This is a genomic window from Rhodococcus sp. IEGM 1302, assembly GCF_030056935.1.
Classification (GTDB): Bacteria; Actinomycetota; Actinomycetes; order Mycobacteriales; family Mycobacteriaceae; genus Rhodococcus_F; species Rhodococcus_F qingshengii.
This window is the reverse complement of the sequence record NZ_JASHKY010000018.1, coordinates 59,398-81,994: the sequence shown is the minus strand read 5'-3', so window position 1 is coordinate 81,994 and position 22,597 is coordinate 59,398. Positions and strand designations below refer to the sequence as shown.

Genomic DNA, 22,597 nt, shown 5'->3' with positions numbered 1-22,597 from the left:
TTCGTGGCCGGCGACCGGAGGGGCGAAGTCATGAGTATGGAAGTCACCGCGTGGAACGCGATGTACAACGCGATGCACGCGCAAGAAGATCGGCGCCCGTTCTCGAAGGCGACACTGAAGCGGATCGCGACGTTCGCAGTTCCACAGAAACGCAACCTCAGCTGGTACCTCGTACTGAGTGTCGTCACTGCTGCGCTTGCCGTGGCAACACCTGTCCTGGCCGGGCGCGTGGTCAACGCGATAGTCGGCGGCGACGCCGTCGACGTGGTCGTCAAACTTGCCGCCCTGATCGCACTGGTAGCACTTCTCGAAGCCGCTCTGGGACTGTTGACCCGGTGGCTCTCGGCCAGCATCGGCGAAGACCTGATCCTGCATCTGCGCACCACCGTCTTCGATCACGTCCAGAAGATGCCCATCGCGTTCTTCACCAGAACTCGAACCGGAGCACTGGTCAGCCGTCTCAACAACGACGTCATCGGCGCTCAGCGCGCCTTCAGCGACACCTTGTCCGGAGTGGTCAGCAATCTGGTCACCCTGGTGATCACGCTGATCGTCATGCTCGGGATCTCCTGGCAGATCACCGTCCTCGCGCTGCTACTTCTCCCGATCTTCGTCATCCCCGCACGGCGCATGGGCGCAAAACTTGCAGCACTCAATCGTGAAGCAGCCAACCATAATTCGCTCATGAGCACCCAGATGACGGAGCGGTTCTCCGCTCCCGGCGCGACTCTGGTCAAGCTGTTCGGCCGCCCGTCGCAAGAATCTGCGGAGTTCGCGGTTCGCGCCCGGCGTGTGCGCAACATCGGAGTCCGGACCGCAATGCTGCAGTCCGTCTTCGTCACAGCGCTGACGCTGGTCTCGGCCCTTGCTCTTGCCCTCGTCTACGGACTCGGCGGTTTCTACGCGCTGCGCGGACAGTTGGACGCAGGCGCCGTCGTGGCGATGGCATTGTTGTTGACGCGGCTGTACTCGCCGTTGACCGCACTGGCCAGCGCCCGGGTGGACGTCATGAGCGCCCTGGTCAGCTTCGAGCGGGTATTCGAGATTCTCGATCTGGCGCCGCTCATCACCGAGAAGCCCGATGCACGCACGGTGCCGCAGGGACCGGTGTCCGTCGAGTTCAAGAACGTCACTTTTGCATACCCATCCGCGGACAAGGTGTCTCTCGCGTCCCTGGAGGAAGTCGCGATCCTCGACACCCGCGGCGGCGATGACGTGTTGCACGACCTGTCGTTCCGCACCGAAGCAGGACAGATGGTCGCCTTGGTCGGCACGTCCGGTGCCGGAAAGTCGACCGTGGCGCAGATGATTCCGCGCCTCTACGACATCGACTCCGGTTCGGTCGAGTTGGGCGGCGTCGACGTCCGCGACCTCAGTGCCGATTCCATCCGGGAGACCGTCGGCATGGTCACGCAGGACGGGCACCTGTTCCACGAGAGCCTTCGATCCAACCTGCTCCTTGCGCGACCGGATGCCACCGAAGAAGATCTGCGTGAGGTTCTGGAGCGCGCACGGCTCACCGACCTGGTTGCGTCGCTGCCCGACGGACTGGAGACCGTGGTGGGTGAACGCGGTTACCGCCTCTCGGGCGGCGAGCGTCAACGCCTGACCATCGCACGCCTGCTCCTGGCCCAGCCTCGCGTCGTCATCTTGGACGAGGCCACCGCGCATCTCGACTCGACGTCGGAAGCTGCGGTTCAGGAAGCACTCGGCGAAGCACTCGCCGGGCGGACTGCGGTGGTGATCGCTCACCGATTGTCGACGATCCGTTCCGCGGACCTGATCCTTGTCGTCGAGGCAGGCCAGATCGTCGAGCGCGGCAACCATGAGGAACTGCTCGCGCGCGGCGGCCGCTACGCCGAGTTGTACCGCACGCAGTTCGACACCAACGCCCGGAAGAACGGCGCCCTCGCACCGACGCCGATCTGATACCGCGCAGCGCCTTGCCCCCCACACAGAAAACAGGCGCTGTCCTCCTCGCGGAGGGCAGCGCCTGTTTCAGTCTTCATGACAGTCGTTGAAGCTGTAGGTCAGTCGTTGTAGCGATCGCGTCCGCCACCGCGGCGGTCGTCACGTCCACCACGATCGTCCCGGCCACCACGGTCGCCACGGCCACTCGGACGTCCCTGCGGCGGCCCGAAATCAGGCTGCAGCTGGATCAGGACGCCGGAGATGCGTGTGCGACGCAAAGCTTCGAGAGTCTCGTTGGAGAGGTCTGCCGGCAACTCGACGATGCTGTGATCCGGGCGAATGCTGATGTGCCCGAAGTCGCTTCGACGAAGCCCACCCTCGTTGGCGATGGCACCGACGATGGCACCCGGAACGACGCGGTGACGCTTGCCGACTGCAATGCGGTACGCGGCCAGCTCCTGGCCCTCGGGCCCACGCGAGCGCGGGGCCGGGCCATCGTCGAAACGACGGGGAGGACGTGGTTCACGAGGCTCGCGCTCACGACGCGGCGGTGCCGGCGGCTCGGGAGAAAGCAAGAATGCTTCGCCGTCGCGCGACTGCAACGCCAGAGCGGCAGCGATGTCGATGAGCGGTACGTCGTGTTCCTGGTCGTAGTCCTCGATCATCTTGCGGAACATCGCGAGATTCTCCGAGGCCAGGCTCTCGGTGATGGAGTCACCGAACTTGGCCACGCGCTGGGCGTTGACGTCGTCGACACTGGGAAGCTGCATCTCCGCAAGCGGCTGACGGGTCGCCTTCTCGATGGACTTGAGCAGATGACGCTCACGCGGGGCGACGAACAGCAACGCGTCACCCTGACGACCGGCGCGGCCGGTACGACCGATGCGGTGGACGTACGACTCCGTGTCATGAGGGATGTCGTAGTTGACGACGTGGGAGATTCGATCCACGTCGAGGCCTCGAGCAGCAACGTCGGTCGCGACGAGGATGTCGAGGGCGCCGTTCTTGAGCTGACCGATGGTCCGCTCACGCTGGGCCTGGACGATGTCACCGTTGATCGCGGCAGCCGAGTGCCCGCGGGCGCGCAGCTTCTCCGCCAGGTCTTCGGTGGCCTGCTTGGTACGGACGAAGATGATCATCGCCTCGAATGCCTCGACCTCGAGGACTCGGGTCAGTGCATCGAGCTTGCGCTGATGAGCAACCTGAATGTAGCGCTGCGTGATGTTCGAGGCGGTCGACGTCTTGGACTTGACGGTGATCTCGACCGGATTGTTCAGGTACTGCTTCGAGATCCGGCGAATCGAGCCGGGCATCGTTGCGGAGAACAGGGCGACCTGCTTGTCGCCGGGGGTGTCGCGGAGGATGCGCTCGACGTCCTCCTGGAACCCCATCTTGAGCATCTCGTCGGCCTCGTCGAGAACGAGGTACTTGAGATTGGTCAGATCCAGGGTGCCCTTTTCGAGATGGTCGATGACACGACCCGGGGTACCGACGACGACGTGTGCGCCGCGGCGCAGGCCCGACAGCTGGACGCCGTAGCTCTGGCCACCGTAGATCGGCAGCACGTTGAGTCCGGGGATGTGCGCGGAGTACTTGCCGAATGCCTCGGCAACCTGAAGCGCCAGCTCACGCGTGGGAGCAAGCACCAGCGCCTGGGTCTGCTTGATCGACGTGTCGATCCGCGACAGGACTGGAACTGCGAAGGCTGCGGTCTTGCCGGTACCGGTCTGTGCGAGACCGACGACGTCCTTGCCTTCGAGCAGCGGCGGAATGGTGGCAGCCTGAATGGGCGAGGGCGACTCGTAGCCCACGTCTGACAGTGCCTTCAGTACCCGATCATCGATGTCGAGGTCGGCAAATGTTGGGGGTTCGGGGTCACGCTCAATATCACTCATTTGACCAGCAGTTTAGCGGATAGAGTATAGACACGACGACATACCGGGGGTGCTTTTACGACAGATCCACCCTCCCAGCGGGTTTCGCCTAGCGTAGGAAGCATGACCGAAGCCACCGCAGCCACCCCCTCCCAGACCGTTGTCGCGATTGCCCAATTCGCCCCGGGGACGGACAAGAAAGCCAACCTCGAATCACTGCGATCACTGGCTTCCGATGCAGCAGCACGCGGCGCGAAAGTTGTCGTGGCGCCGGAATACTCGATGTTCACCGCACCGAAGACGGATGAGCGTTTGATCGAGTCCGCGGAGGACCTGGACGGCGAATTCGGTTCGGCGCTGGCGTCGGTCGCCGCGGAGTTCGGAATCTTCCTCGTGGCAGGAATGAACGAGCGGATCGACGACGTGAGCAGAATCTCCAACACCCTCGTCGCGATGGACCCGAACGGCGAACTGGTGGCGACCTACCGGAAACTGCATCTTTACGACGCTTTCGGTTACCAGGAGTCGGCCGTGATCCGCGCGGGCGAGATCACCGAACCGCAGACTTTCGGGTGCGACGGCCTGACCTTCGGCCTCCAGACCTGCTACGACCTGCGCTTCCCGGAAGTCACCCGGCGCATCGTCGACGTCGGCGCAGACATCTTGCTCCTGCCCGCCCAGTGGGTGCCGGGGCCGCTCAAGGAAGACCACTGGACCACTCTCGTGCGCGCCCGGGCCATCGAGAACACGATGTACATCGCAGCGGCAGATCAGAGCGCGCGCGGCGGCGCGGGTGCCAGCATGATCGTGGACCCGATGGGCGTCGTGATGTGTTCACTTGGCGAGCAGGTCGGGGTCGCCACCGCACTCGTTTCGGCTGCTCGCATCGCCGAGGTACGCGAGAAGAATCCCGCTCTCGCGCTGCGGAGGTTCACAGTCTCGTCGCGGTGACCTGCAGCGAGTAGCGTCGAACTGGTCGGGGTTCGAGCTTCTCGAGGACAACGCAGTGACCCAGTATCGGGATCGATCTTCCGCCGGCAAATTTCTGGCCGGGCGGCTCGAGACCTTGCGTATCGACAAGCCCGTCGTTCTCGGACTCCCGCGCGGCGGAGTTCCGGTCGCAGCCGAGGTGGCTGCGGCATTGAACGCTCCGCTCGACATCGTGGTGGTGCGCAAGCTCGGCAGTCCGTACAACCCGGAACTGGCGATGGGCGCCATCGGTGAGGGCGGCGTGCGGGTCCTCAACCACGACGTCATCGCAGCGGTTCGCGTCTCGAAAAGAGAACTCGTCGCCGTCGAACGCGACGAGCGAACCGAATTGGAACGGCGGGCGCATCTCCTGCGCGAGGGGCGGACCCCGGTTTCCCTCCACGGACGCACTGCGGTGATCGTCGACGACGGAATGGCTACGGGCGCGAGTGCCGCGGTTGCCTGCCGATGCGCGCGCACCGCGGGTGCTGCCGCCGTGATCGTCGCGGTCCCAGTAGCCTCCCCCGAAGCCATGAGAGTGATCGCGCGCTCCGCCGATCGGGTCGTCTGCCCCTTCGTTCCTGCCCTGTTAGGCGGCGTCGGTGCTGCATTCGAGGACTTTCATCAACTCAGCGACGACGAAGTGCTGTCCTTCCTCGCCTGAGTGCACACCTCTCCAGCCTGAGCACAGTCCAAGAGATCTCTGAGAATTTGTGATGTGTGCAACATTTCGCTCCTCGGTGCCGATAGCCCAAATGGAACAAAAAGAATTCGGCTTTCTGGAGGAACCGTGACCATCTCGACCGATACCGTCGACGCCGTCGCAGCTGCGTGCCGTGACCGCCTGGGCGACCCTTCCGCCTGGGTTGCGTCAGACGCTTATCGACAGAGCCTCGCCCTGTGCATCATCGAATCCGTTCAGTCCACGTCGGGTCACAGCGAAGTGACCGTCGTCGATCGCTACCTGGCGTACCGGAAAGCCCGCGAGGACAAACCCGTCACGGATGGCGCACGTGAACTACTCCGCACCTTCGAGGAAGCCGGCAGTTCGGACCAGTGGGCAGGCAAGATCGGCTCGTACAAGCGTCGCTACACGGCGACGGGTGTCCCGATCGAGGCACGGCACATCCAACAGGTCGCCGAGAAACTCCATCACTTGCGGATCAACAGCGTCGAGGACCTGCTGTCGGCCGCCGATTCCGACAACGCTCTCGAAGCCGTTCACCATGCCTGGGTGGACGCGTGCGGAGACGGTTCCGAAGTGACCTGGGCCCACCTGTTGATGTTGGCCGGAATTCCGCACACCGATCTGGGGACCGCTGCCGACACCTTCATCAGCGCGACACTCGGCACCACCGAGTTGCCGGGAGACACCTCGGAGATCCTTGCAGCTACTGCAGAGCAACTCGGAGTGGATCCGGACCGATTGGACTACGCAATTCGGCGGTGGCTGTCCGTGCACGGTCGCACGCTCCAACACGTCGCCTGAGTACCTGTAAACAGGCGGTCACACTAAACTGCAGGTCAGCGCCCGACCAGTTCTACCGAATAGTAACGACAGTGCAAAATGACGACTAATGTGATGCAATGCACATCAGAAATGTCAGTAGTCACTGGAGGGGTCAATAGTGCGCGAGTTCTCAGTTCCACAGTCGTTCTCAATTCCGGAGAACGTATCCATGGCCGACTCCGTGTTCCGTCACGCCGAAGAAGACCCCACATTCGTGCCGTTCAAGAGGCCGTCGAACGGTGGATGGGTCGACGTCACTGCAGCTGAATTCGCGAAGCAGGTCTCCTCAGTTGCCAAGGGCCTGATCGCTTCGGGCGTCGAGCTCGGCGACCGCGTCGCTATCCTGTCAGCGACTCGCTACGAGTGGGTCGTTCTCGACTACGCCATCTGGACTGCAGGCGGATGTACCGTCGCGATCTACGAGACCTCCTCCCCTGATCAGGCGCAGTGGATCCTCGAGGATTCAGCGACGACACTTCTGGTCGTCGAAACGGCCAAGCACGCGGAGACTCACAAGGAAGTCACCGACGGCGCAGAAGCCCTCCGCGAGGTTCTTGTCATCGAGTCGGGTGCGATCGACGAGCTGTCCAGTCGCGGTTCGGCAATCACCGACGAAGAACTGCACACTCGTCGTCACCAGGTCACCGCTGCCTCGCCCGCGACCCTGATCTACACCTCCGGGACCACCGGACGCCCCAAGGGTGTCCAGCTGACGCACTCCAACTTCTACGCCGAGTCCAACGCCTGCCGCCTGGCGATGCCGGAGTCGATGGTCCCCGGCAAGAAGACTCTGATGTTCCTGCCGCTTGCCCACGTATTCGCGCGGGCGATCTCCTTCGGCGCTTTCGACGCCAAGGTCACGGTCGCCCACACGTCGGACCTGACGACGCTGCTCGAGCAGTTCGCCGGCTTCAAGCCCAACTTCATCCTCTCGGTGCCCCGCGTGTTCGAGAAGGTGTACAACTCGGCTCGCCAGAAGGCAGTCGACGGCGGTAAGGGCAGCATCTTCGACAAGGCTGCTGCCACCGCCATCGAATACAGCGAATCCCTCGAAAAGGGTGGCCCCGGCCTGGCACTCAAGCTCAAGCACGCGGTATTCGACAAGCTCGTCTACTCGAAGTTGCGCGCAGCTCTGGGTGGCGAGTGCGAGCGTGCAGTCTCCGGTGGCGCAGCCCTCGGCGCGCGTCTCGGCCACTACTTCCGCGGCGTCGGCATCCCGATCTACGAGGGCTACGGACTCACGGAGACCAGCGCCGCAATCACCGTCAACACCTCGAGTGCGCAGCGCGTCGGCACCGTCGGCAAGCCGATCAACGGCCATGCAGCACGGATCGCCGAGGACGGCGAACTCCTCCTGCAGGGCCCGGTCGTGTTCGCCGGCTACTGGCACAACGAGAAGGCCACTGCCGAATCCATCGTCGACGGCTGGTTCCACACCGGCGACCTCGGCTCGATCGACAACGAGGGCTACGTCTCCATCACCGGACGCAAGAAGGAAATCATCGTCACCGCGGGCGGCAAGAACGTCGCACCGGCAGGCCTCGAAGATTCCCTGCGCGCGCACGCTCTGATCAGCCAGTGCCTCGTCGTCGGCGACGGTCAGCCGTTCATCGGTGCACTGATCACCCTCGATCCGGAGACTCTGCCCGGTTGGGTCGAGCGCAACGGCCTGCCCGCCGGCACCCCGATTGCCGATCTGGTGAAGAACGCCGACCTGATCGCCGAGATCGACTCGGCCGTTGCCGACGCGAACAAGAAGGTCTCCAACCCCGAGCAGATCAAGAAGTACACGATCCTCGAGGTCGACTTCACCCAGGAGACCGGTGAATTGACGCCGACGCTCAAGCTCAAGCGCAACATCATTCACGAAGCTCACAAGACCAAGATCAGCGACCTGTACGCCTGATCGATCGTCTTTCACGGGTCTGGCCCGGTTCGAATGCGAACCGGGCCAGACCCGTTTCACTGTCCGGCGGAGAGTAGTTCCTTTTCGATCTCGGATGGAAGGCCGTGCACCGCACGATCCTCCCGCTGAGTCGGCAGAGTTTCCCGCTGCATCCACTCCCAGGTATCGCGCACGGTGTCTTCGACGGGCCGGCACCGCAGCCCTGCTTGCCCCGCCTTGGCGGTGTCGGCTTCGAGGAAGCCCGCGAACTCGCCTTCTTGCGGAACCCAACACGGAAGTTGTGTCCACGGCTGCACTCCCGCAGCGGCCAGCCTGTCCTCGTCGATCCACACGAGTTCAGCGTCCGAACCGGTGGCAACCACGCACGCCTGGAGGAGTCCGGAGGTAGTGGTGTGGCCGGACGGGCTGATGACGTCGTATGCCCCGCTGATCCCGGCGGCCAGTCCGGCCAGGACAAAGGTTGCGATGTCGCGGGCATCGACGTACTGCAACGGTCTGGTCGGCACTCCGGGAGCAACGACACGTCCGCCCGCCGCGATGCGCTGCAGCCACCACGGCAACCGCCCGATGTCCTCGCGCGGGCCGAGGATCAAACCTGCCCTCGCGAGTAACGCGTCCGGGAAGGATTCCAGGACAGCGAGTTCGGCCCCGCGTTTGGCGGACGCGTAATCGCTGTAGTCATCGGAGGTCGCAGATGCGGCCACCACTGGTGAGGTCTCGTCTACGTGCAAGCCCCATTGGTAGACGGATCCACTGGAGATGTATGCGTACCGGTCGACGTGACCGAGTAAGACGCGCGCATTTTCCCCGATCACTCGGGGGCTACCCGACCAGGTGTCGACGACAAGATCCCATCGACGATCACCGAGCGCATCAACCATCGCACGCTGATCGGTGCGATCCGCGAACAGGACCTCCGCTGTAGGTGGTGGCGCTCCGGTGAGCCCACGATGGAGCACTGTCACTTCCCAGCCCCGAGCCAAAGCGTCATCGACGAGAGCGCGGCCGAGGAACCGTGTTCCTCCGAGCATCAACAGCTTCATGAGGGCCATCGTCACTTGAAAAGCGTCGTGCGGCAACACGTTCGTCTGGTAGCGCAATTTCCGGCGACTGAGGCACGGACGAACCGCTCAGATACCTCGTCCGGGATTGAGAATGTTCTTCGGATCGAATGCGGCCTTGACTGCAAGCATCATTTCGCGTTCGGTCTGGCCGACCATGTCTGCCATGTACGGCGCTTTGAGAACCCCGATACCGTGTTCACCGCTGATCGTTCCGCCCAACGCCAGTGCGCCGGCAACGATGTCGTCGAAAGCTCCGCCCGCACGATCCTGCGCACCCGATTCGGCAGCGTCGAACACGATGGTCGGGTGGAGATTGCCGTCGGCGGCGTGACCGAAGGTTCCGATCGTGACGCCGTGGCGATCGGCCGCTTCACGAATGCATTCCAACATGGACGGCAACGCCGGCACCGGCACCGCGACGTCGTCGAGAAGTACCGTGCCCAACGCCTCGAGAGCCGGCAAGGCCATGCGGCGCGCGGCGGTGAACTCTTCACCTTCCACCGGATCGTCGGTGTGGAAAACCTCTCGGGCCCCGGCACTTTCGCACGCCGCGGCGCAGTCCGCTGCCTCGGCGGCCGCCGACCTACCGTCGCACTGGATGAGCAGCATCGCCCCGGCCGATTCGTCCAGCCCCATCTTGGTCAGCCGATTGACGGCGCCGATGGTGACGTCGTCCATCAACTCCATCTGACACGGTTCGGCCACTGCCGACACGGCGAGGACGGCATCGATCGCGGACTCCGCGGAATCGAAGAAGGCGACCACAGTGGTCGCGGCAGTGGGCGCCGTACGCAACCGCATCGTGGCTTCGACGATGACCGCGAGAGTGCCCTCCGACCCGACGAGCAGATGTGTCAGGTCCAGCCCCGCAACATTTTTGCGCGTCCGTGCACCGGTACGGATCACACGCCCGTCGGCGAGTACCGCCGTCAGGGCCGCAACGTGATCACCGGTGACGCCGTACTTGGCGCAACAGATGCCGCCTGCATTTGTCGCCAGATTGCCGCCGATACTCGAGATGGACCGGCTTCCCGGATCCGGTACGTACCAAAGACCCTGCTGTGCAGCAGCTTCCGCCAGGTCACCGTTGATCACTCCGGGCTCCACCGTGGCGGTGCGCGCGGCAGGATCGATCTCGAGAATTCGATCCATGCCCGCGACGCTCAAGACGATGCATCCGTCAAGTGCGTTGGCGGCGCCGGCCAACCCGGTACCTGCCCCTCGTGTCACCACCGGAACGGCGAGTTCGTGGGCCACCGCCATGACCGCAACGACGTCGTCGACCGTCTTCGCCTTGACCAGCGCGGCGGGCCTTCCGGCTGCGGTGAGCAGTGATTGATCCCGGACGTACGCACCCATTCGGTCGGGATCGGTTGTCGCCCTGTCCCCCACCGCTTTCTGCAGACGCTCGCCCAACAGATCGATACTCGTGGTCATTGTGTTCGTCCTTCGTAGAATCCGCGCACATGGCGCTCGACCAAAACGGCAGCCTCGTCAACTGCACCGCGCTCGATCGCGTCGGCGATACCCTCGTGCTCTGCCAGCAGTGCGCCGAGCGTGGCCGCCGAGTTCTCGCGCGAGTCGAGTTCACTCAGCAGGTAGCCGGCGATGCTGTCGCGGAGAACCGTCATGACCAACCCGAACGCCTTGTTCCCGCCGGCTCCGGCCAGCGCAACGTGAAAGTCGACATCGGCGTCGTGGAATGCGACCGAGTCGTCGGCAAGGGTTGCGACGCGCATCCGCTCGATCGCATCCCGGGCGCCGTTCGGCACCGCGACGACAGTGCGCAGCGCAGCAGCTTCGAGCAGCACTCGCAATTCGACAAGATCGCCCAATGGAACTGCACCCACCTGCAACGCCGTGCTGAGAGCTGTGGCCGCGGAATCGGCCGTATGCTCGTGCGTCACCCGAGGCCTGGCAGTAGAAGTGGTGTCCGCGCCGGTCAACAATCCCTGCGCTTGCAGGACACGAAGCGCCTCACGGACCGTCGATCGCCCCACCGAGAACGTCTGCGCGAGTTCCTGTTCGGTCGGCAATGCCTCGCCGACGGGAAGCGAGCCGTCGAGTATGGCAGCACGGATTCTTCCCGACACGGCAAGGCTGAGCGGCATGCGCGACAACGGAGTCGTATCCATGCCGCGACGCTACCACCCCTTGCCTGCTTGTCTGACAAACTGTTTAATTGAGGAGATTCGTGACCCGGACCACAACAGAGAAGGTGCCGACCATGACCGACAAGCTCGAATTGGATCCCGCGACCACCGCCGTCGTGCTCATCGAGTACCAGAACGACTTCACCACCGAGGGCGGTGTTCTTCACGAGGCCGTCGCACCAGTCATGGAATCGAACGGACTCCTCGCGAACACCGCCGCGCTGGTCGATGCGGCCCGTGCGGCGGGTGTCACCGTGATGCACGCACCGATCACCTTCGCCGAGGGGTACAACGAAATCACCTCGCATCCGTACGGAATCCTCAAGGGCGTCGTCGACGGAAAGGCCTTCGTGAAGGGTTCCTGGGGCGCCGCTATCGTCGACGACCTCACTCCGAAAGACGGCGACATCGTCATCGAGGGCAAGCGTGGACTCGACACTTTTGCCAGCACCAACCTCGATTTCATTCTGCGCAGCAAAGGAATTCGCACGATCCTTCTCGGCGGTTTCCTGACCAACTGCTGCGTCGAATCGACCATGCGCACCGGATACGAGAACGGTTACCGGGTCATCACACTCACCGATTGCGTGGCAGGCACTTCGGTCGCCGAACACGAGAACGCGATCACCTACGACTACCCGATGTTCTCGCACCCCGTCACGTCGAAAGAGGTGCTCGGCGCGCTCTCCTGAGAGGACTACCTGGAATGCGCGAGAAGGAATTCACGGCTGACGTTGGTGACACTGGCGTGAACCTTCTCGTGCAGCAGGTCGTGACCGGCGTCCTCGAACTCACGCATCTCGACGTTGCGCAGCGTCCGCGCCCAGTCCCGGACGGGATCGACCGGGGCGATCCGGTCGTCGGTACCGTGAACGACCAGGACTGGGATGCCCGCGTCGGAGAGTTCCGCCCACCCGTGTTGCTCGACCGCACTGCGCGGGATGCCGCACAACACCGCGGACGCGAATTCGTGATCGCGATGAGCCAGCACCGTCAGCGCAGTCACAGCACCTAACGAATGACCCATCACCGCCTGCGGAACGTCGGGCAGTTCCGCCAAGGCGATGTCAGCCAGCGCGGCTGCATCGGCAGCAAGATCGGAGAGCGGAGCCCCGACTCCCGGATCACCCTCCGACAAACCGTGCCCGGTGTGATCGATCGCCCACACGTCGATCCCCGACGCCGTCATTGCGCCCGCGAAGCGGTGATACTGGCCGCTGTGCTGGCCGAGACCGTGCAGAAAGACCAGTGACACCGTGGGCACCGCACCCCCTGCCGCCGGCCAATGCCGAAAGTGCACCTGACCGGTTCGTCCGTCGAAGAAAGGCATGATCGTCATTCTGCACCCCGCTACCGATATCCGCGGCTCGTGAGCGATTACTGGTGGGTTGCCTTGTCGGTGAGCGATGGCACAATCGCCCTGTGTTCCTACTCGATGATCAGATCGTCTACAGCGCCAGCGACCTCTCGGCTGCGGCCTCGTGCGAGTTCGCACTGCTGCGGCAACTCGACGCCCGAACCGGTCTGATCGCGGCCGAGGCCGCCGAGGCGGATCCGATGCTCGAACGGACGTCGAGCCTCGGCGACTCGCACGAGCGCGAACAGCTTCAGAAGTTCATCGATCAGCACGGAGACGGCGTCGTCGTCATGCCGCGACCGGAACACTCACGCGCAGGCCTGACCGCTGCCACGTTGGCCACCGTCGAGGCAGCACGATCGGGCGCGCCAGTCATTTATCAGGGAACCTTTTTCGACGGCCGATTCCTCGGGTTCTGCGATTTCCTCGTCCGCGAAGGCGACACCTACGCGGTCTACGACAGCAAGCTCTCCCGGCACGCCAAGGTGTCGGCACTTCTACAACTCGCCGCATACGCGGATGCGTTGGAGCGCAATGCAATTGCCGCCTCCGATCAAGTTCATCTACTGCTAGGCGACGGCAGCACGTCGTCGCACGACATCGGAGACATCGCGCCGGTATTCGCGGCACGTAGAGCTGAACTCGAACGAGTCCTCGACGAGCACCGCGCCGAGGGGAAACCGACACAGTGGCTCGACGATCGGTACCTGCGTTGTGGTCGATGCGACACCTGCAGCGTCGAGGTCGAAAGCCATCGAGACCTGCTGCTGGTTGCGGGTGTCCGCGGCAATCAGCGTGAACAGCTGATCGTCTCGGGGATCACGACAATTGACGAACTCGCCGCGAGCACCGGCCCAGTCGAGGGAATCCGCCGGGAAACACTCGACAAGCTCCGTGCACAGGCAGCGGTTCAACTACGCCAGGAACTGTCCGGCGACGCCGAATTCGAGGTCTACGAACCCTCGGCGCTCGGCGGACTCCCCATCCCCGACGACGGCGACATCTTCTTCGACTTCGAGGGCGATCCGCTCTGGGCCGAGGACGGGTCCACCGATTGGGGGTTGGAGTATCTGTTCGGTGTGGTCGAAGGGCCTGCGGACGACTACGTGTTCAAGCCGTTCTGGGCACACGATCGCGAGGGTGAGCGCCAGGCGCTCCTCGACTTCCTCGATTACGTCACCGCGCGTCGAGAAGCTCATCCAGGCATGCACATCTACCACTACGCCGCGTACGAGAAATCGGCGCTGTTGCGCTTGGCCGCACGTCACGGTGTCGGCGAGCAGACCGTGGACACCCTGCTCAGCGAGAACGTGCTCGTAGACCTGTACCCGATCGTCCGCGCGTGCCTGCGGATCGGACAACGCTCGTACAGCATCAAGAAACTCGAGCCGCTCTACATGGGTGAGCACGGCCGTGACGGTGACGTGACCAACGCCGCCGCCTCGGTCGTCGCTTATGCCGACTACTGCGAATTGCGCGACGGCGGACAAGCCGACCAGGCCAGGGAACTTCTTCAGGGCATCTCCGACTACAACGAGTACGACTGCGAATCCACTCTCCGCCTGCGCGATTGGCTCGCCGAGCGCGCCGCAGAACATGGTGTCGAACTTCGAGAGCCGACCGGACAGATCAAGATTCCACTCGAAGAACTCACCGAATCGGAAATCGCACTCCGCGACTTCGCCGGCCACAAGGCCGGTTCGACACGCACCCCCGATCAGCAGGCTGCTGCTCTATTGGCCGCAGCAGTCGGTTACCACAATCGCGAGCGGAAGCCGTACTGGTGGGCCCACTTCGACCGATTGGTCACACCGATCGAAGACCTCGTGGACATCCGCGACGTCATGGTGGTCGAGCAGTCCGAAATCGAAACGGACTGGCACAAGAGCACCGCGCGGCAGAAGAAGTTTCGTCGCCACATCCAATTGACCGGAAGTTTCGGCACCGGAACGTCTTTGAGCCCGGGCAGTGATCTTTTCGCGCTCTACGCAACCCCCTCCCCGGATGCCGTTGCAAGCGAGAACCCCACCCAGCGCGGCACCAGCAGCGTCAAGGTCACCGCCGTCGTCAAGTCCGAAGGGCTCGACGTGGTCACCGTGGAAGAACTGCTCAGCGGTGACGAATACATCGATTCCCCGGTCGCGTTGGCACCTGGTCGTCCGATTCCCACCGGACGCATGGAGAAGTCCATCGCCGCTGCCGCGTCCGACGCCAGCGAGAGCCTGCCCGAACTGCCACACATCGCGGCAGTCGACATTCTCAGGCGCAGCACCCCGAGAACCCTCTCGGGTTCAGCGCTGCCACCTGTCGGCACCGACAACAACTACGCCGACGCCATCACCGCCGCACTTCTCGACCTCGACGATTCCTACGTGGCGGTGCAAGGTCCTCCCGGTACCGGCAAAACCTACACGGGCGCTCGTGTCGTCAAGACACTGATCGAACAACACCATTGGCGAATCGGCGTGGTGGCACAATCACATTCGGTGGTCGAGAACATGCTCGGCGGCATTCTGAAGGCCGGCGTGGACCCCGCACTGGTCGCAAAGAAGGGCAGCCGCAGCAAGACCGCGGAATGGCAGGACATCGCGTCCGAGGAATACGCCGGATTCATCGCCGAAGCGGAAGGCGTCGGCTGCGTCATCGGCGGCACTGCGTGGGACTTCGCGAACACCGATCGTGTTCCCGCCGGCAGTTTGGACTTGCTCGTGGTCGACGAGGCAGGTCAATTCGCGCTGGCGAACACCATTGCCGTCGCGATTTCCGCGCGAAACCTGTTGCTGCTGGGCGACCCGCAGCAGTTGCCGCAGGTGAGCCAAGGTACTCACCCCGAACCTGTCGACGAATCGGCACTCGGTTGGCTCGCCGAGGGACACGGCGCACTGCCACCCGAACTCGGCTACTTCCTCGAGAAAACGTGGCGGATGCACCCGGATCTGTGTGCGCCCGTGTCCGCATTGTCGTACGAGGGCAAGCTGCGTTCCCAGGAAACCGTCAGTGCGGCAAGGAAGCTCGACGGACTCGCTGCCGGAGTACACACGGTGTTCGTCGATCACCGCGGCAATTCCACCTACTCCCCGGAAGAGTCCCAGGAAATCGTTCGCCAGATCCAGGGCCTTCTCGGCACGCCTTGGACCGACCCGAGCGAGTTCGAGGGAACCAGGCCGCTGGAGCAGTCGGACATTCTCGTGGTCGCGGCGTACAACGCCCAGGTGGGCACCGTCGAGCGCGATCTCACCGAGGCCGGTCTCACGGAGGTCGAGGTCGGGACCGTCGACAAGTTCCAGGGCCGCGAGGCTGCGGTGGCAATCGTGTCGATGGCCGCATCTGCCGTCGAGGACGTCCCGCGAGGGATGTCGTTCCTGCTGTCGCGAAACCGTCTCAATGTTGCTGTCTCACGCGGCAAGTGGTGCGCGATCATCGTTCGATCGCACGCGTTGACGCAGTACATGCCCAGTACGCCTGCGGGATTGGTCGAACTGGGCGCGTTCATGAGGCTGACGAGCTAGCCGAAGCCTGTCTTACCCGAAACACTTCCCTACCCGAAGCACTGCCCTTCGCCGCGATAGGTGGGAACCGAGGTTCGGGTGCCGTCGGCTTCGACCACGTACACGCGGTCGAAGCGCTCGCACAGCTCGCCGGCTTTGGCGTGACGGAACCACACGCGGTCGCCGATCGCGATGTTTCCGGCTTCCTTCCCGGTGACCGGCGTCTGGACTTCGCCTGCCCCTTCGTTGCGGAGCAGTTTGAGACCAGCGGGCCAGACCGGTGACGGAACGCGGGTGGCTCCCGCAGGTCCGGACGCGATGTATCCGCCACCGAACAGGGTCGTGACCGACGGCGTCGGTTTGCGCACGGCCGACAGCGCGAAGAACAGCGCCGGATCGGGACGGAAGGCACGGTAGCGGTCGAACAGGGTCGGTACGTACAGTCCGGAGCCTGCTGTTACCTCGGTCACCACAGGATCGGCCGAGCTGACCTCCAGCGACCCCGTACCGCCGCTGTTGACGATCTCGAGTGCACCCACGGCATCGGTGACGGCCGCGACCACAGCGCCCCTTCTGGACGCCAGTTCGCGGGCAGAGGCCTTCTTGACCCAACCGATCGGAGCGCTGGTGTCCGGGAGGCCGGCGATCTGGGCTTCGTAGAACATCACTCCGACGACGGAGAATCCGCGTTGGCGCGCACGCGCCGCGAGTGCGGCGACCGCGGCAGGTTCGCGCAGCGGCGAGCGTCGTACGCCTAGATGAATCGGACCGATCCGCAGTGACGCGTCGACGTCGAGACACACCCGGACAGGCGCATCTCCCGTCGACGCCGAACGAATGAGGTCCAACTGCGCATCGTCGTCGACCATCAAGGTGATCGATGCGAGAGCGGTGTCGTCGGCAGCGAGATCCGCGATGGCGCCACGATCGGCGGTCGGGTACCCCATCAGGATGTCCCGTGCGCCCAGCCCGACCAGCCACAGAGCCTCGCGCAGTGAGTACGCCATGATTCCGCGGAATCCGCCGGACGCGGTCAGTGTGTCGCCGAGAGTTTCAGCCAGAACCGTCCGACAACGAACCGATTTGCTCGCCACTCGCACCGGGGTTCCACCGGCACGGCGCACCAGGTCGGCTGCATTACTGCGCAGTGTGGTCAGATCCAGAGCAGCCAGAGGCGGGTCGAGTTCTCGCGTGGCAGCAGTGAGTCGATCAAGGGTCCTGGTCACAGATGATCCAATCGTCGCGGCGTGCGACCAGTCAATCACCAATCCTGGACGTATGTCCAGGATGGCGGTTCTACTGAGGCGCGACCACTGCTTTATTGGCGATTACCTGAACCATTTCTCCGAACTCGGCAATAGTCGCGTCGGAGTCACGATCGACCAGCCATCGCAGAACAAGGCCGTCGATCATTGCAAGACTCAGTCGCGCAATCGAACTCAACGGCTCCGTCCACACCGTGCCCGATATCTTGGCGCACTCTTCGAGAAACGACACCGCGAGCTCATCCATTATTCGGTACTGCTCAAATGCAACCGCCCCAGCACGTTCGGCTCCGAGATTGCGACTACGCAGTGCCTGCGCGGTAATTTCGTAGGTCAACAACTGACGATCCGGGGTTGCCTCGATGGTCGGCCACATTCCGGTCAGGCCGATGTGCAGCAATTCCCTGAGCCCCTGCACGCCACTGAGATCCGGCGCGTGGCGGACCTGCGCGAACGCATACTGCATCGACGCACTGAGTTGCAGAATGAGCGTTTCACCCATTGCCGCGATCAGCGCTTCCTTGCTCTCGAAGCAGTAATGAACGACGCCGAGCGATACCCCGGCCTCCTCTGCCACCGCCCTTACCGTCACAGAACTGACACCGCGCTGTTCCGCAATAGACAAGGCGGACTCGACCAATTGTGTGCGGCGTTCGTCCGCCGGGAGCCTGTTCAGCATCCAATGATCGTAGAACGCAAATGACAAAATCTTCGCGCAATACTTGCCTGGACGACCGTCCAAGTACATTATTGCGTAATGGCTTCGGACACTTGGCAGAACTGGGCGGGCACTCAAAGCGCCGCGCCGCGTCGCTTTGCGACGCCGACAAATACCCCTGAACTTTCGTCGTTGGTCGCCGAGGCCGCCTCGCGTGGCCAACGTGTGAAGGCCGTCGGCGCCGGCCACTCGTTCACCGGTGTCGCGGTCACTGACGGTGTCCTCGTCAGCCTGGACAACTTGAGCGGAATCGACTCGATCACACCGACCGACGACGGTGCGCTGGTCACTGTTTTTGCAGGCACTCGCCTTCATGCTCTCAACGACGCCTTGTGGCAACGCGGATATGCGATGGCCAATCTCGGTGACATCGACGTCCAGTCACTGGCCGGCGCGACGTCCACCGGCACACACGGCACCGGCGCACGATTCGGCGGTATCGCCACGCAGATTCGCGGAATCGAGATCGTTCTCGCCGACGGATCCGTCGTTACCGCAAGCGCCGACGAAAACGTCGAATTGTTCGAAGCAGGCCGCCTCGGATTGGGCGCAATCGGCATCATTTCGAAGATCACTCTCGCCTGCGTCCCGCGATTCACACTTCGCGCAATCGAGGAACCCGACACGCTGTCTCACATACTGGACACCCTCGAGAGCGATCGTCTGGGCTTGGACCACTTCGAGTTCTACTGGTTTCCGCACACCGATCGTGTCCTGACGAAGAGCAATACGCGACTCCCCGGAGATACCGAACCCGATCCGGTGGGCAAGGTCCGCGCGTTCGTCGACGACGAACTCCTCTCGAACACACTCTTCGAAGGTGTCAACCGCGTTGCCACCCTGGCACCGGCCGCGATCCCGAGAATCAACAACGTGTCGTCCCGATTGCTCGGCGCCCGCGAGTTCACCGATCGCAGCTACCGGGTATTCGCGTCTTCGCGCCGCGTGAAGTTCAAGGAGATGGAGTACGCGATTCCGCGCGAACACGTCACCGAGACACTTCACGAAATCGATCGCTGGATGAAGAAGTCCGGAACCAACGTCGCTTTCCCCGTCGAAGTACGTTTCGCTGCCGCCGACGACCTCTGGCTCTCCACTGCTCACGGACGCGACACCGCATACATCGCGGTACACCAGTACCACCGCCGACCCGAAACCGAATACTTCGCCGCGGTGGAAGCCATCGCGCGCGCCGTCGACGGCCGGCCGCATTGGGGAAAAATGCACAACCGGACCGTCGACGACCTGCGTCCTACGTACGACCGACTCGACGACTTTGTCGCCGTTCGAGACAAGTACGACGCGAATCGTGTGTTCGACAACGAGTACTTGCGTCAGGTACTCGGCGACTGACGGTCAGTGCCGCAGCAGTTCCGCTTTTCGCGCATCGCTCGCAAACGAGGCTTTGATCGAGTTCCGGGCGAGGGTGTCTCGCTCGGCCTCCGTCAGACCCAGGGCTCGGCCCAGTTCGGTGAAATTGTCGTCGACATATCCCCCGAAGTAGGCCGGGTCGTCGGAGTTGACCGTGACGATCAAACCCATCTCGAGCATCGATCGAAGCGGATGATCCGACAGCGAATCGAACACCCGCAGACGAACGTTCGACAACGGGCAGACCGTCAGTGGAATCTCCTCGTCGACCAGACGCTCGATCAGGGCAGGATCCTCGAGTGCCCGGACTCCGTGGTCGATCCGCTCGGCGCCGAGAATGTCGAGCGCCTGCCAGATGTACTCGGGCGGTCCCTCTTCACCGGCGTGAGCCACAACGTGCAAACCCTCGGCACGCGCGCGGGCGAACACGTCCTCGAACAGTGACGGCGGGTTGCCGACCTCCGCGGAGTCGAGTCCGAGCCCGACGATCGGAGCCTGCAGGCGAATTATCTCGGAGAAGATCTCCTCGGCGTCCTTGACGGGCTGATCTCGGAGGATGGCGGCGATTGCCGCGCTGCTGAGCCCGAACTCGCGCTCACTCGATGCCACCGCATCCATGATCCCGTCCAGGACCTCGGTCAGCGGAACACCACGGACCACGTGCGCCTGTGGATTGAAGAAGAACTCGGCATGCGCGACGCCGGCGGCAGCCGCACGGCGGAAGTACGCTCGCGTCAGGTCGGCAAAATCCTCCGCGGTGCGCAGGACGGCCATGTTGGCGAAGTAGAGATCGAGGAACGACTGCAGATCGGTGAACTCGTACCTCGACTTCAGATCGTCGATGTCCTTGTACGGCAAGTCCATTCGATTGCGCTCGGCAAGTCGGTAAATCTGTTCGGGTTCCAGAGAACCCTCGATGTGCATGTGCAGCTCTGCGACAGGTGTAGCCATGTCGGTGTTACCGCCCCTCCCAGACCGGGGCGCGCTTCTCGGCGAACGCCGTCGCGCCCTCGCGTGCATCTTCGGACGCGAACACCGGCGCCATGACCTGCAACTGCTTCGCGAAAGCTTCGTCGTCGGACCAACCGCCGGCCTTGACGATGATCTCCTTGGTGACCGCAACCGCGAGCGGTCCGTTGCGGGTGATGCGATCAGCCAGCTCCAGCGCGCCTTCGAGCGCCTTACCCGGCTCGGTCAACGTGTTCACGAAGCCGTAGCGGTAGGCCTCCTCGGCTGTGAAACTGTCACCGGTCAGGGCCAGTTCCAATGCCTTCTGGTACGGAATCCGCTTGGGCAGGCGCAACAATCCGCCTCCACCTGCGACCAGCCCTCGCTTGACCTCCGGGATACCGAACTTCGCTTCGGACGACGCGACCACCAGGTCGGTGGCAAGCACGAGTTCCGTGCCGCCTGCCAACGCGAAGCCCTCGACCGCCGAAATGATCGGCTTACGCGGCGGCCCTTCCGTGAATCCGAGACCGCGTCCCGGCACGAGTACGTTCTCGCCGGCCACGAATGCCTTCAGATCCATACCGGCACAGAAGTTTCCGCCGGCCCCTGTCAGCACCGCCAAGGACAGATCGTCGTCCGCATCGAGCTCTTCGACCGCAGCGGCCAATGCGTGACTGACCGCCGAGTTGATGGCGTTACGCGCCTCGGGCCGGTTGATGGTGATGATCAGTGTCCGCCCGCGCCGCTCGGTGAGAACCTCGTCCGCCATGATGTCCCTCTCGTTTGTCGACCACGCTCGCGTGACTACGCGACGTTGCGTTCGACAATACGGACGAAGCCATCGGGGTCGATCTGCGCGGTGTCGTGAGTGCAGAACCACCCCTGGGTGAACCTCGTCGAGGTCGCTTGCGGCGAGTTCCAATACCGACGCGTGACACTCGGTCCACGGCACAGCAACTCACCGAAACCACCTGGAGCATCCGGGCCGTACAACGCCACTTCCATTCCACCGAAAGCGATTCCGACGCTTCCGAGGTGGGTGGGTGCCGACTCGGTTGGCAGAATGAGACCAGCCCCACAGGTCTCGGTTTTGCCCCACCCGATCACATGCCGAGCAGCCGGGAACAGGGTCAGCAGCTTGGCTTCCTGTTCGACCGTGATCGGCGACCCGCTGCAATCGATCCACTGCACCGACCTCGAACCGGCACGCGCCGCCGGCCCGAGGGTGAGCAACCGAGGCTCGAGCAGGTCCTCGGGCCGCCCGGTCACGATGTCGACGGTATGCACACTCTCACGCCAGAAGTCGCCGGCGAGGACCACCGTTCCACCGACCACCAACGTCGCGAGCACGTGCACGAATTGCCGTACCGACTTGAAGTCATTGTCCACCAACAGATTGCGCACACCTTCGACGCCGTAATCGCGCGAGTGCAGAATGCCGACGATGGCGGAGAGCACGTTCTCGTTGCTCAACTCGACGCCCAGCATTTCGCCCGAAGAATCGGCGGTGTACGCGAGGATCGCCATCTCCTCCGGGGCGGCACCGTCGTCGATGAACGGAACACCGTGTGGGAGTTCCCCGTCGAGCACCAACACCGAGCCACTGTCCGCGATGACGAAGTCCGCCGCGTCGTCGCTCAGATGAACACCCACGGAGACTGGAACACCGCCGGCGAGAATGACGCCGAGGCACGCCTCCATCCACCTCACCCCGGCGGCGACGCGAATGGCCACACGGTCCCCGATCTCGACGCCTCGCGACTTCAGCCCGCCTGCGACCCGCGACGCCTCGGCCCACAACTCCGCGAAGGTGACCTGTTCGCCGTCGACCTCCTCCACCGCGATGCGTGAGGAGAATCGATGAACGGCGATATCGAGGAGTTCGGACAGCGACGGGTCGAGTTGGCTGTACCGAAGCACCCCGTCACCCGCACGGGTGACACGGGCGTCGGCGAGGAGCTGAGTCGAACACGGGTATTCCACAAGCGTCGACCGCATCGATACCTCCACGTCACTGACAACCCACCGGCCATTCGACTATATGACGTGGATCACAGTTC

Annotated in this window: 18 protein-coding genes; 8 read left to right on the top strand and 10 right to left on the bottom strand. The window is 63.5% G+C overall.

All coding sequences use genetic code 11. The annotated features are described in order from the left end of the window. Window positions 1-30: 30 nt before the first annotated feature. Window positions 31-1,929, top strand: a complete 1,899-nt coding sequence (locus QM609_RS21390) for an ABC transporter ATP-binding protein (protein WP_030536913.1) — start codon at window positions 31-33, stop codon at window positions 1,927-1,929. Between the two features lie 101 nt (window positions 1,930-2,030). On the opposite strand, the gene QM609_RS21385 is transcribed toward QM609_RS21390, so the two are convergent. Beyond that, window positions 2,031-3,806: a DEAD/DEAH box helicase gene (locus QM609_RS21385; protein ID WP_003945121.1), complete on the bottom strand. Its 1,776-nt coding sequence runs from the start codon at window positions 3,804-3,806 to the stop codon at window positions 2,031-2,033. 102 nt (window positions 3,807-3,908) lie between these two features. On the opposite strand from QM609_RS21385, the gene QM609_RS21380 reads away from it, so the two are divergent. From QM609_RS21380 to QM609_RS21365, 4 genes are all read left to right on the top strand, one after another. Further along, window positions 3,909-4,736 (top strand): carbon-nitrogen hydrolase family protein, encoded by an 828-nt coding sequence (locus tag QM609_RS21380; protein ID WP_050656184.1) that lies wholly within the window; start codon window positions 3,909-3,911, stop codon window positions 4,734-4,736. A gap of 55 nt (window positions 4,737-4,791) precedes the next feature. Further along, on the top strand, window positions 4,792-5,418 hold the full coding sequence (locus tag QM609_RS21375) for a phosphoribosyltransferase (protein ID WP_050656185.1): 627 nt from the start codon (window positions 4,792-4,794) through the stop codon (window positions 5,416-5,418). 126 nt (window positions 5,419-5,544) lie between these two features. Further along, window positions 5,545-6,243, top strand: a complete 699-nt coding sequence (locus tag QM609_RS21370) for a DUF8548 family protein (protein WP_003945151.1) — start codon at window positions 5,545-5,547, stop codon at window positions 6,241-6,243. 139 nt (window positions 6,244-6,382) lie between these two features. After that, window positions 6,383-8,170, top strand: coding sequence for an AMP-dependent synthetase/ligase (locus QM609_RS21365; RefSeq protein WP_003945133.1), 1,788 nt, complete (start codon window positions 6,383-6,385; stop codon window positions 8,168-8,170). 56 nt (window positions 8,171-8,226) lie between these two features. Here the strand turns inward: QM609_RS21365 and QM609_RS21360 are convergent, their stop codons facing one another. The 3 genes from QM609_RS21360 to QM609_RS21350 all read right to left on the bottom strand — a co-directional run bounded on the left by QM609_RS21360 (window position 8,227) and on the right by QM609_RS21350 (window position 11,369). Beyond that, window positions 8,227-9,222, bottom strand: coding sequence for an NAD-dependent epimerase/dehydratase family protein (locus QM609_RS21360; RefSeq protein WP_082239085.1), 996 nt, complete (start codon window positions 9,220-9,222; stop codon window positions 8,227-8,229). 78 nt (window positions 9,223-9,300) lie between these two features. Further along, window positions 9,301-10,671 carry an FAD-binding oxidoreductase gene (locus QM609_RS21355; RefSeq protein ID WP_076948318.1) on the bottom strand — a complete coding sequence of 457 codons (1,371 nt, stop codon included), beginning with the start codon at window positions 10,669-10,671 and terminating at the stop codon, window positions 9,301-9,303. Next, entirely contained in the window at window positions 10,668-11,369 is a 702-nt protein-coding gene (locus QM609_RS21350) for a FadR/GntR family transcriptional regulator (protein ID WP_030536920.1), read from the bottom strand. Before QM609_RS21350 ends, QM609_RS21355 begins: the two co-directional genes overlap by 4 nt. Before the next feature lie 92 nt (window positions 11,370-11,461). Between QM609_RS21350 and QM609_RS21345 the strand changes: the two genes are divergently transcribed. Then, entirely contained in the window at window positions 11,462-12,079 is a 618-nt protein-coding gene (locus QM609_RS21345) for a cysteine hydrolase family protein (RefSeq protein ID WP_030536921.1), read from the top strand. 5 nt (window positions 12,080-12,084) lie between these two features. On the opposite strand, the gene QM609_RS21340 is transcribed toward QM609_RS21345, so the two are convergent. Further along, window positions 12,085-12,726: an alpha/beta hydrolase gene (locus QM609_RS21340; RefSeq protein ID WP_082239081.1), complete on the bottom strand. Its 642-nt coding sequence runs from the start codon at window positions 12,724-12,726 to the stop codon at window positions 12,085-12,087. Window positions 12,727-12,809: 83 nt separating this feature from the next. Between QM609_RS21340 and QM609_RS21335 the strand changes: the two genes are divergently transcribed. After that, on the top strand, window positions 12,810-16,253 hold the full coding sequence (locus tag QM609_RS21335) for a TM0106 family RecB-like putative nuclease (RefSeq protein WP_050656187.1): 3,444 nt from the start codon (window positions 12,810-12,812) through the stop codon (window positions 16,251-16,253). A gap of 29 nt (window positions 16,254-16,282) precedes the next feature. Here the strand turns inward: QM609_RS21335 and QM609_RS21330 are convergent, their stop codons facing one another. After that, window positions 16,283-17,458 (bottom strand): amino acid deaminase/aldolase, encoded by a 1,176-nt coding sequence (locus QM609_RS21330; protein WP_003945107.1) that lies wholly within the window; start codon window positions 17,456-17,458, stop codon window positions 16,283-16,285. 70 nt (window positions 17,459-17,528) lie between these two features. Continuing rightward, entirely contained in the window at window positions 17,529-18,176 is a 648-nt protein-coding gene (locus tag QM609_RS21325) for a TetR/AcrR family transcriptional regulator (protein WP_020908434.1), read from the bottom strand. Between the two features lie 78 nt (window positions 18,177-18,254). Between QM609_RS21325 and QM609_RS21320 the strand changes: the two genes are divergently transcribed. Then, window positions 18,255-19,568: a D-arabinono-1,4-lactone oxidase gene (locus QM609_RS21320; RefSeq protein ID WP_050656188.1), complete on the top strand. Its 1,314-nt coding sequence runs from the start codon at window positions 18,255-18,257 to the stop codon at window positions 19,566-19,568. 3 nt (window positions 19,569-19,571) lie between these two features. Here QM609_RS21320 and QM609_RS21315 read toward each other — a convergent pair whose 3' ends face one another. Genes QM609_RS21315 through QM609_RS21305 form a run of 3 tightly spaced genes read right to left on the bottom strand, consistent with a single transcriptional unit; the run spans window position 19,572 to window position 22,535 of the window. After that, complete coding sequence (locus QM609_RS21315) at window positions 19,572-20,537, bottom strand: adenosine deaminase (protein ID WP_003945144.1); 966 nt, start codon at window positions 20,535-20,537, stop codon at window positions 19,572-19,574. Between the two features lie 7 nt (window positions 20,538-20,544). After that, window positions 20,545-21,306 (bottom strand): crotonase/enoyl-CoA hydratase family protein, encoded by a 762-nt coding sequence (locus QM609_RS21310; protein WP_050656189.1) that lies wholly within the window; start codon window positions 21,304-21,306, stop codon window positions 20,545-20,547. Between the two features lie 35 nt (window positions 21,307-21,341). Beyond that, complete coding sequence (locus QM609_RS21305) at window positions 21,342-22,535, bottom strand: class I adenylate-forming enzyme family protein (protein WP_007736152.1); 1,194 nt, start codon at window positions 22,533-22,535, stop codon at window positions 21,342-21,344. Between the last annotated feature and the right edge of the window lie 62 nt (window positions 22,536-22,597).

Bases quoted from the DNA above. Each gene is read 5' to 3' on its own strand.
- QM609_RS21385 (WP_003945121.1), bottom strand. From the start codon at position 3,806: ATGAGTGATATTGAGCGTGACCCCGAACCCCCAACATTTGCCGACCTC.
- QM609_RS21345 (WP_030536921.1), top strand. From the start codon at position 11,462: ATGACCGACAAGCTCGAATTGGATCCCGCGACCACCGCCGTCGTGCTC.
- QM609_RS21315 (WP_003945144.1), bottom strand. From the start codon at position 20,537: ATGGCTACACCTGTCGCAGAGCTGCACATGCACATCGAGGGTTCTCTG.
- QM609_RS21325 (WP_020908434.1), bottom strand. From the start codon at position 18,176: ATGCTGAACAGGCTCCCGGCGGACGAACGCCGCACACAATTGGTCGAG.
- QM609_RS21305 (WP_007736152.1), bottom strand. From the start codon at position 22,535: ATGCGGTCGACGCTTGTGGAATACCCGTGTTCGACTCAGCTCCTCGCC.
- QM609_RS21310 (WP_050656189.1), bottom strand. From the start codon at position 21,306: ATGGCGGACGAGGTTCTCACCGAGCGGCGCGGGCGGACACTGATCATC.
- QM609_RS21360 (WP_082239085.1), bottom strand. From the start codon at position 9,222: ATGGCCCTCATGAAGCTGTTGATGCTCGGAGGAACACGGTTCCTCGGC.
- QM609_RS21350 (WP_030536920.1), bottom strand. From the start codon at position 11,369: ATGGATACGACTCCGTTGTCGCGCATGCCGCTCAGCCTTGCCGTGTCG.
- QM609_RS21380 (WP_050656184.1), top strand. From the start codon at position 3,909: ATGACCGAAGCCACCGCAGCCACCCCCTCCCAGACCGTTGTCGCGATT.
- QM609_RS21340 (WP_082239081.1), bottom strand. From the start codon at position 12,726: ATGACGATCATGCCTTTCTTCGACGGACGAACCGGTCAGGTGCACTTT.
- QM609_RS21355 (WP_076948318.1), bottom strand. From the start codon at position 10,671: ATGACCACGAGTATCGATCTGTTGGGCGAGCGTCTGCAGAAAGCGGTG.
- QM609_RS21390 (WP_030536913.1), top strand. From the start codon at position 31: ATGAGTATGGAAGTCACCGCGTGGAACGCGATGTACAACGCGATGCAC.
- QM609_RS21320 (WP_050656188.1), top strand. From the start codon at position 18,255: ATGGCTTCGGACACTTGGCAGAACTGGGCGGGCACTCAAAGCGCCGCG.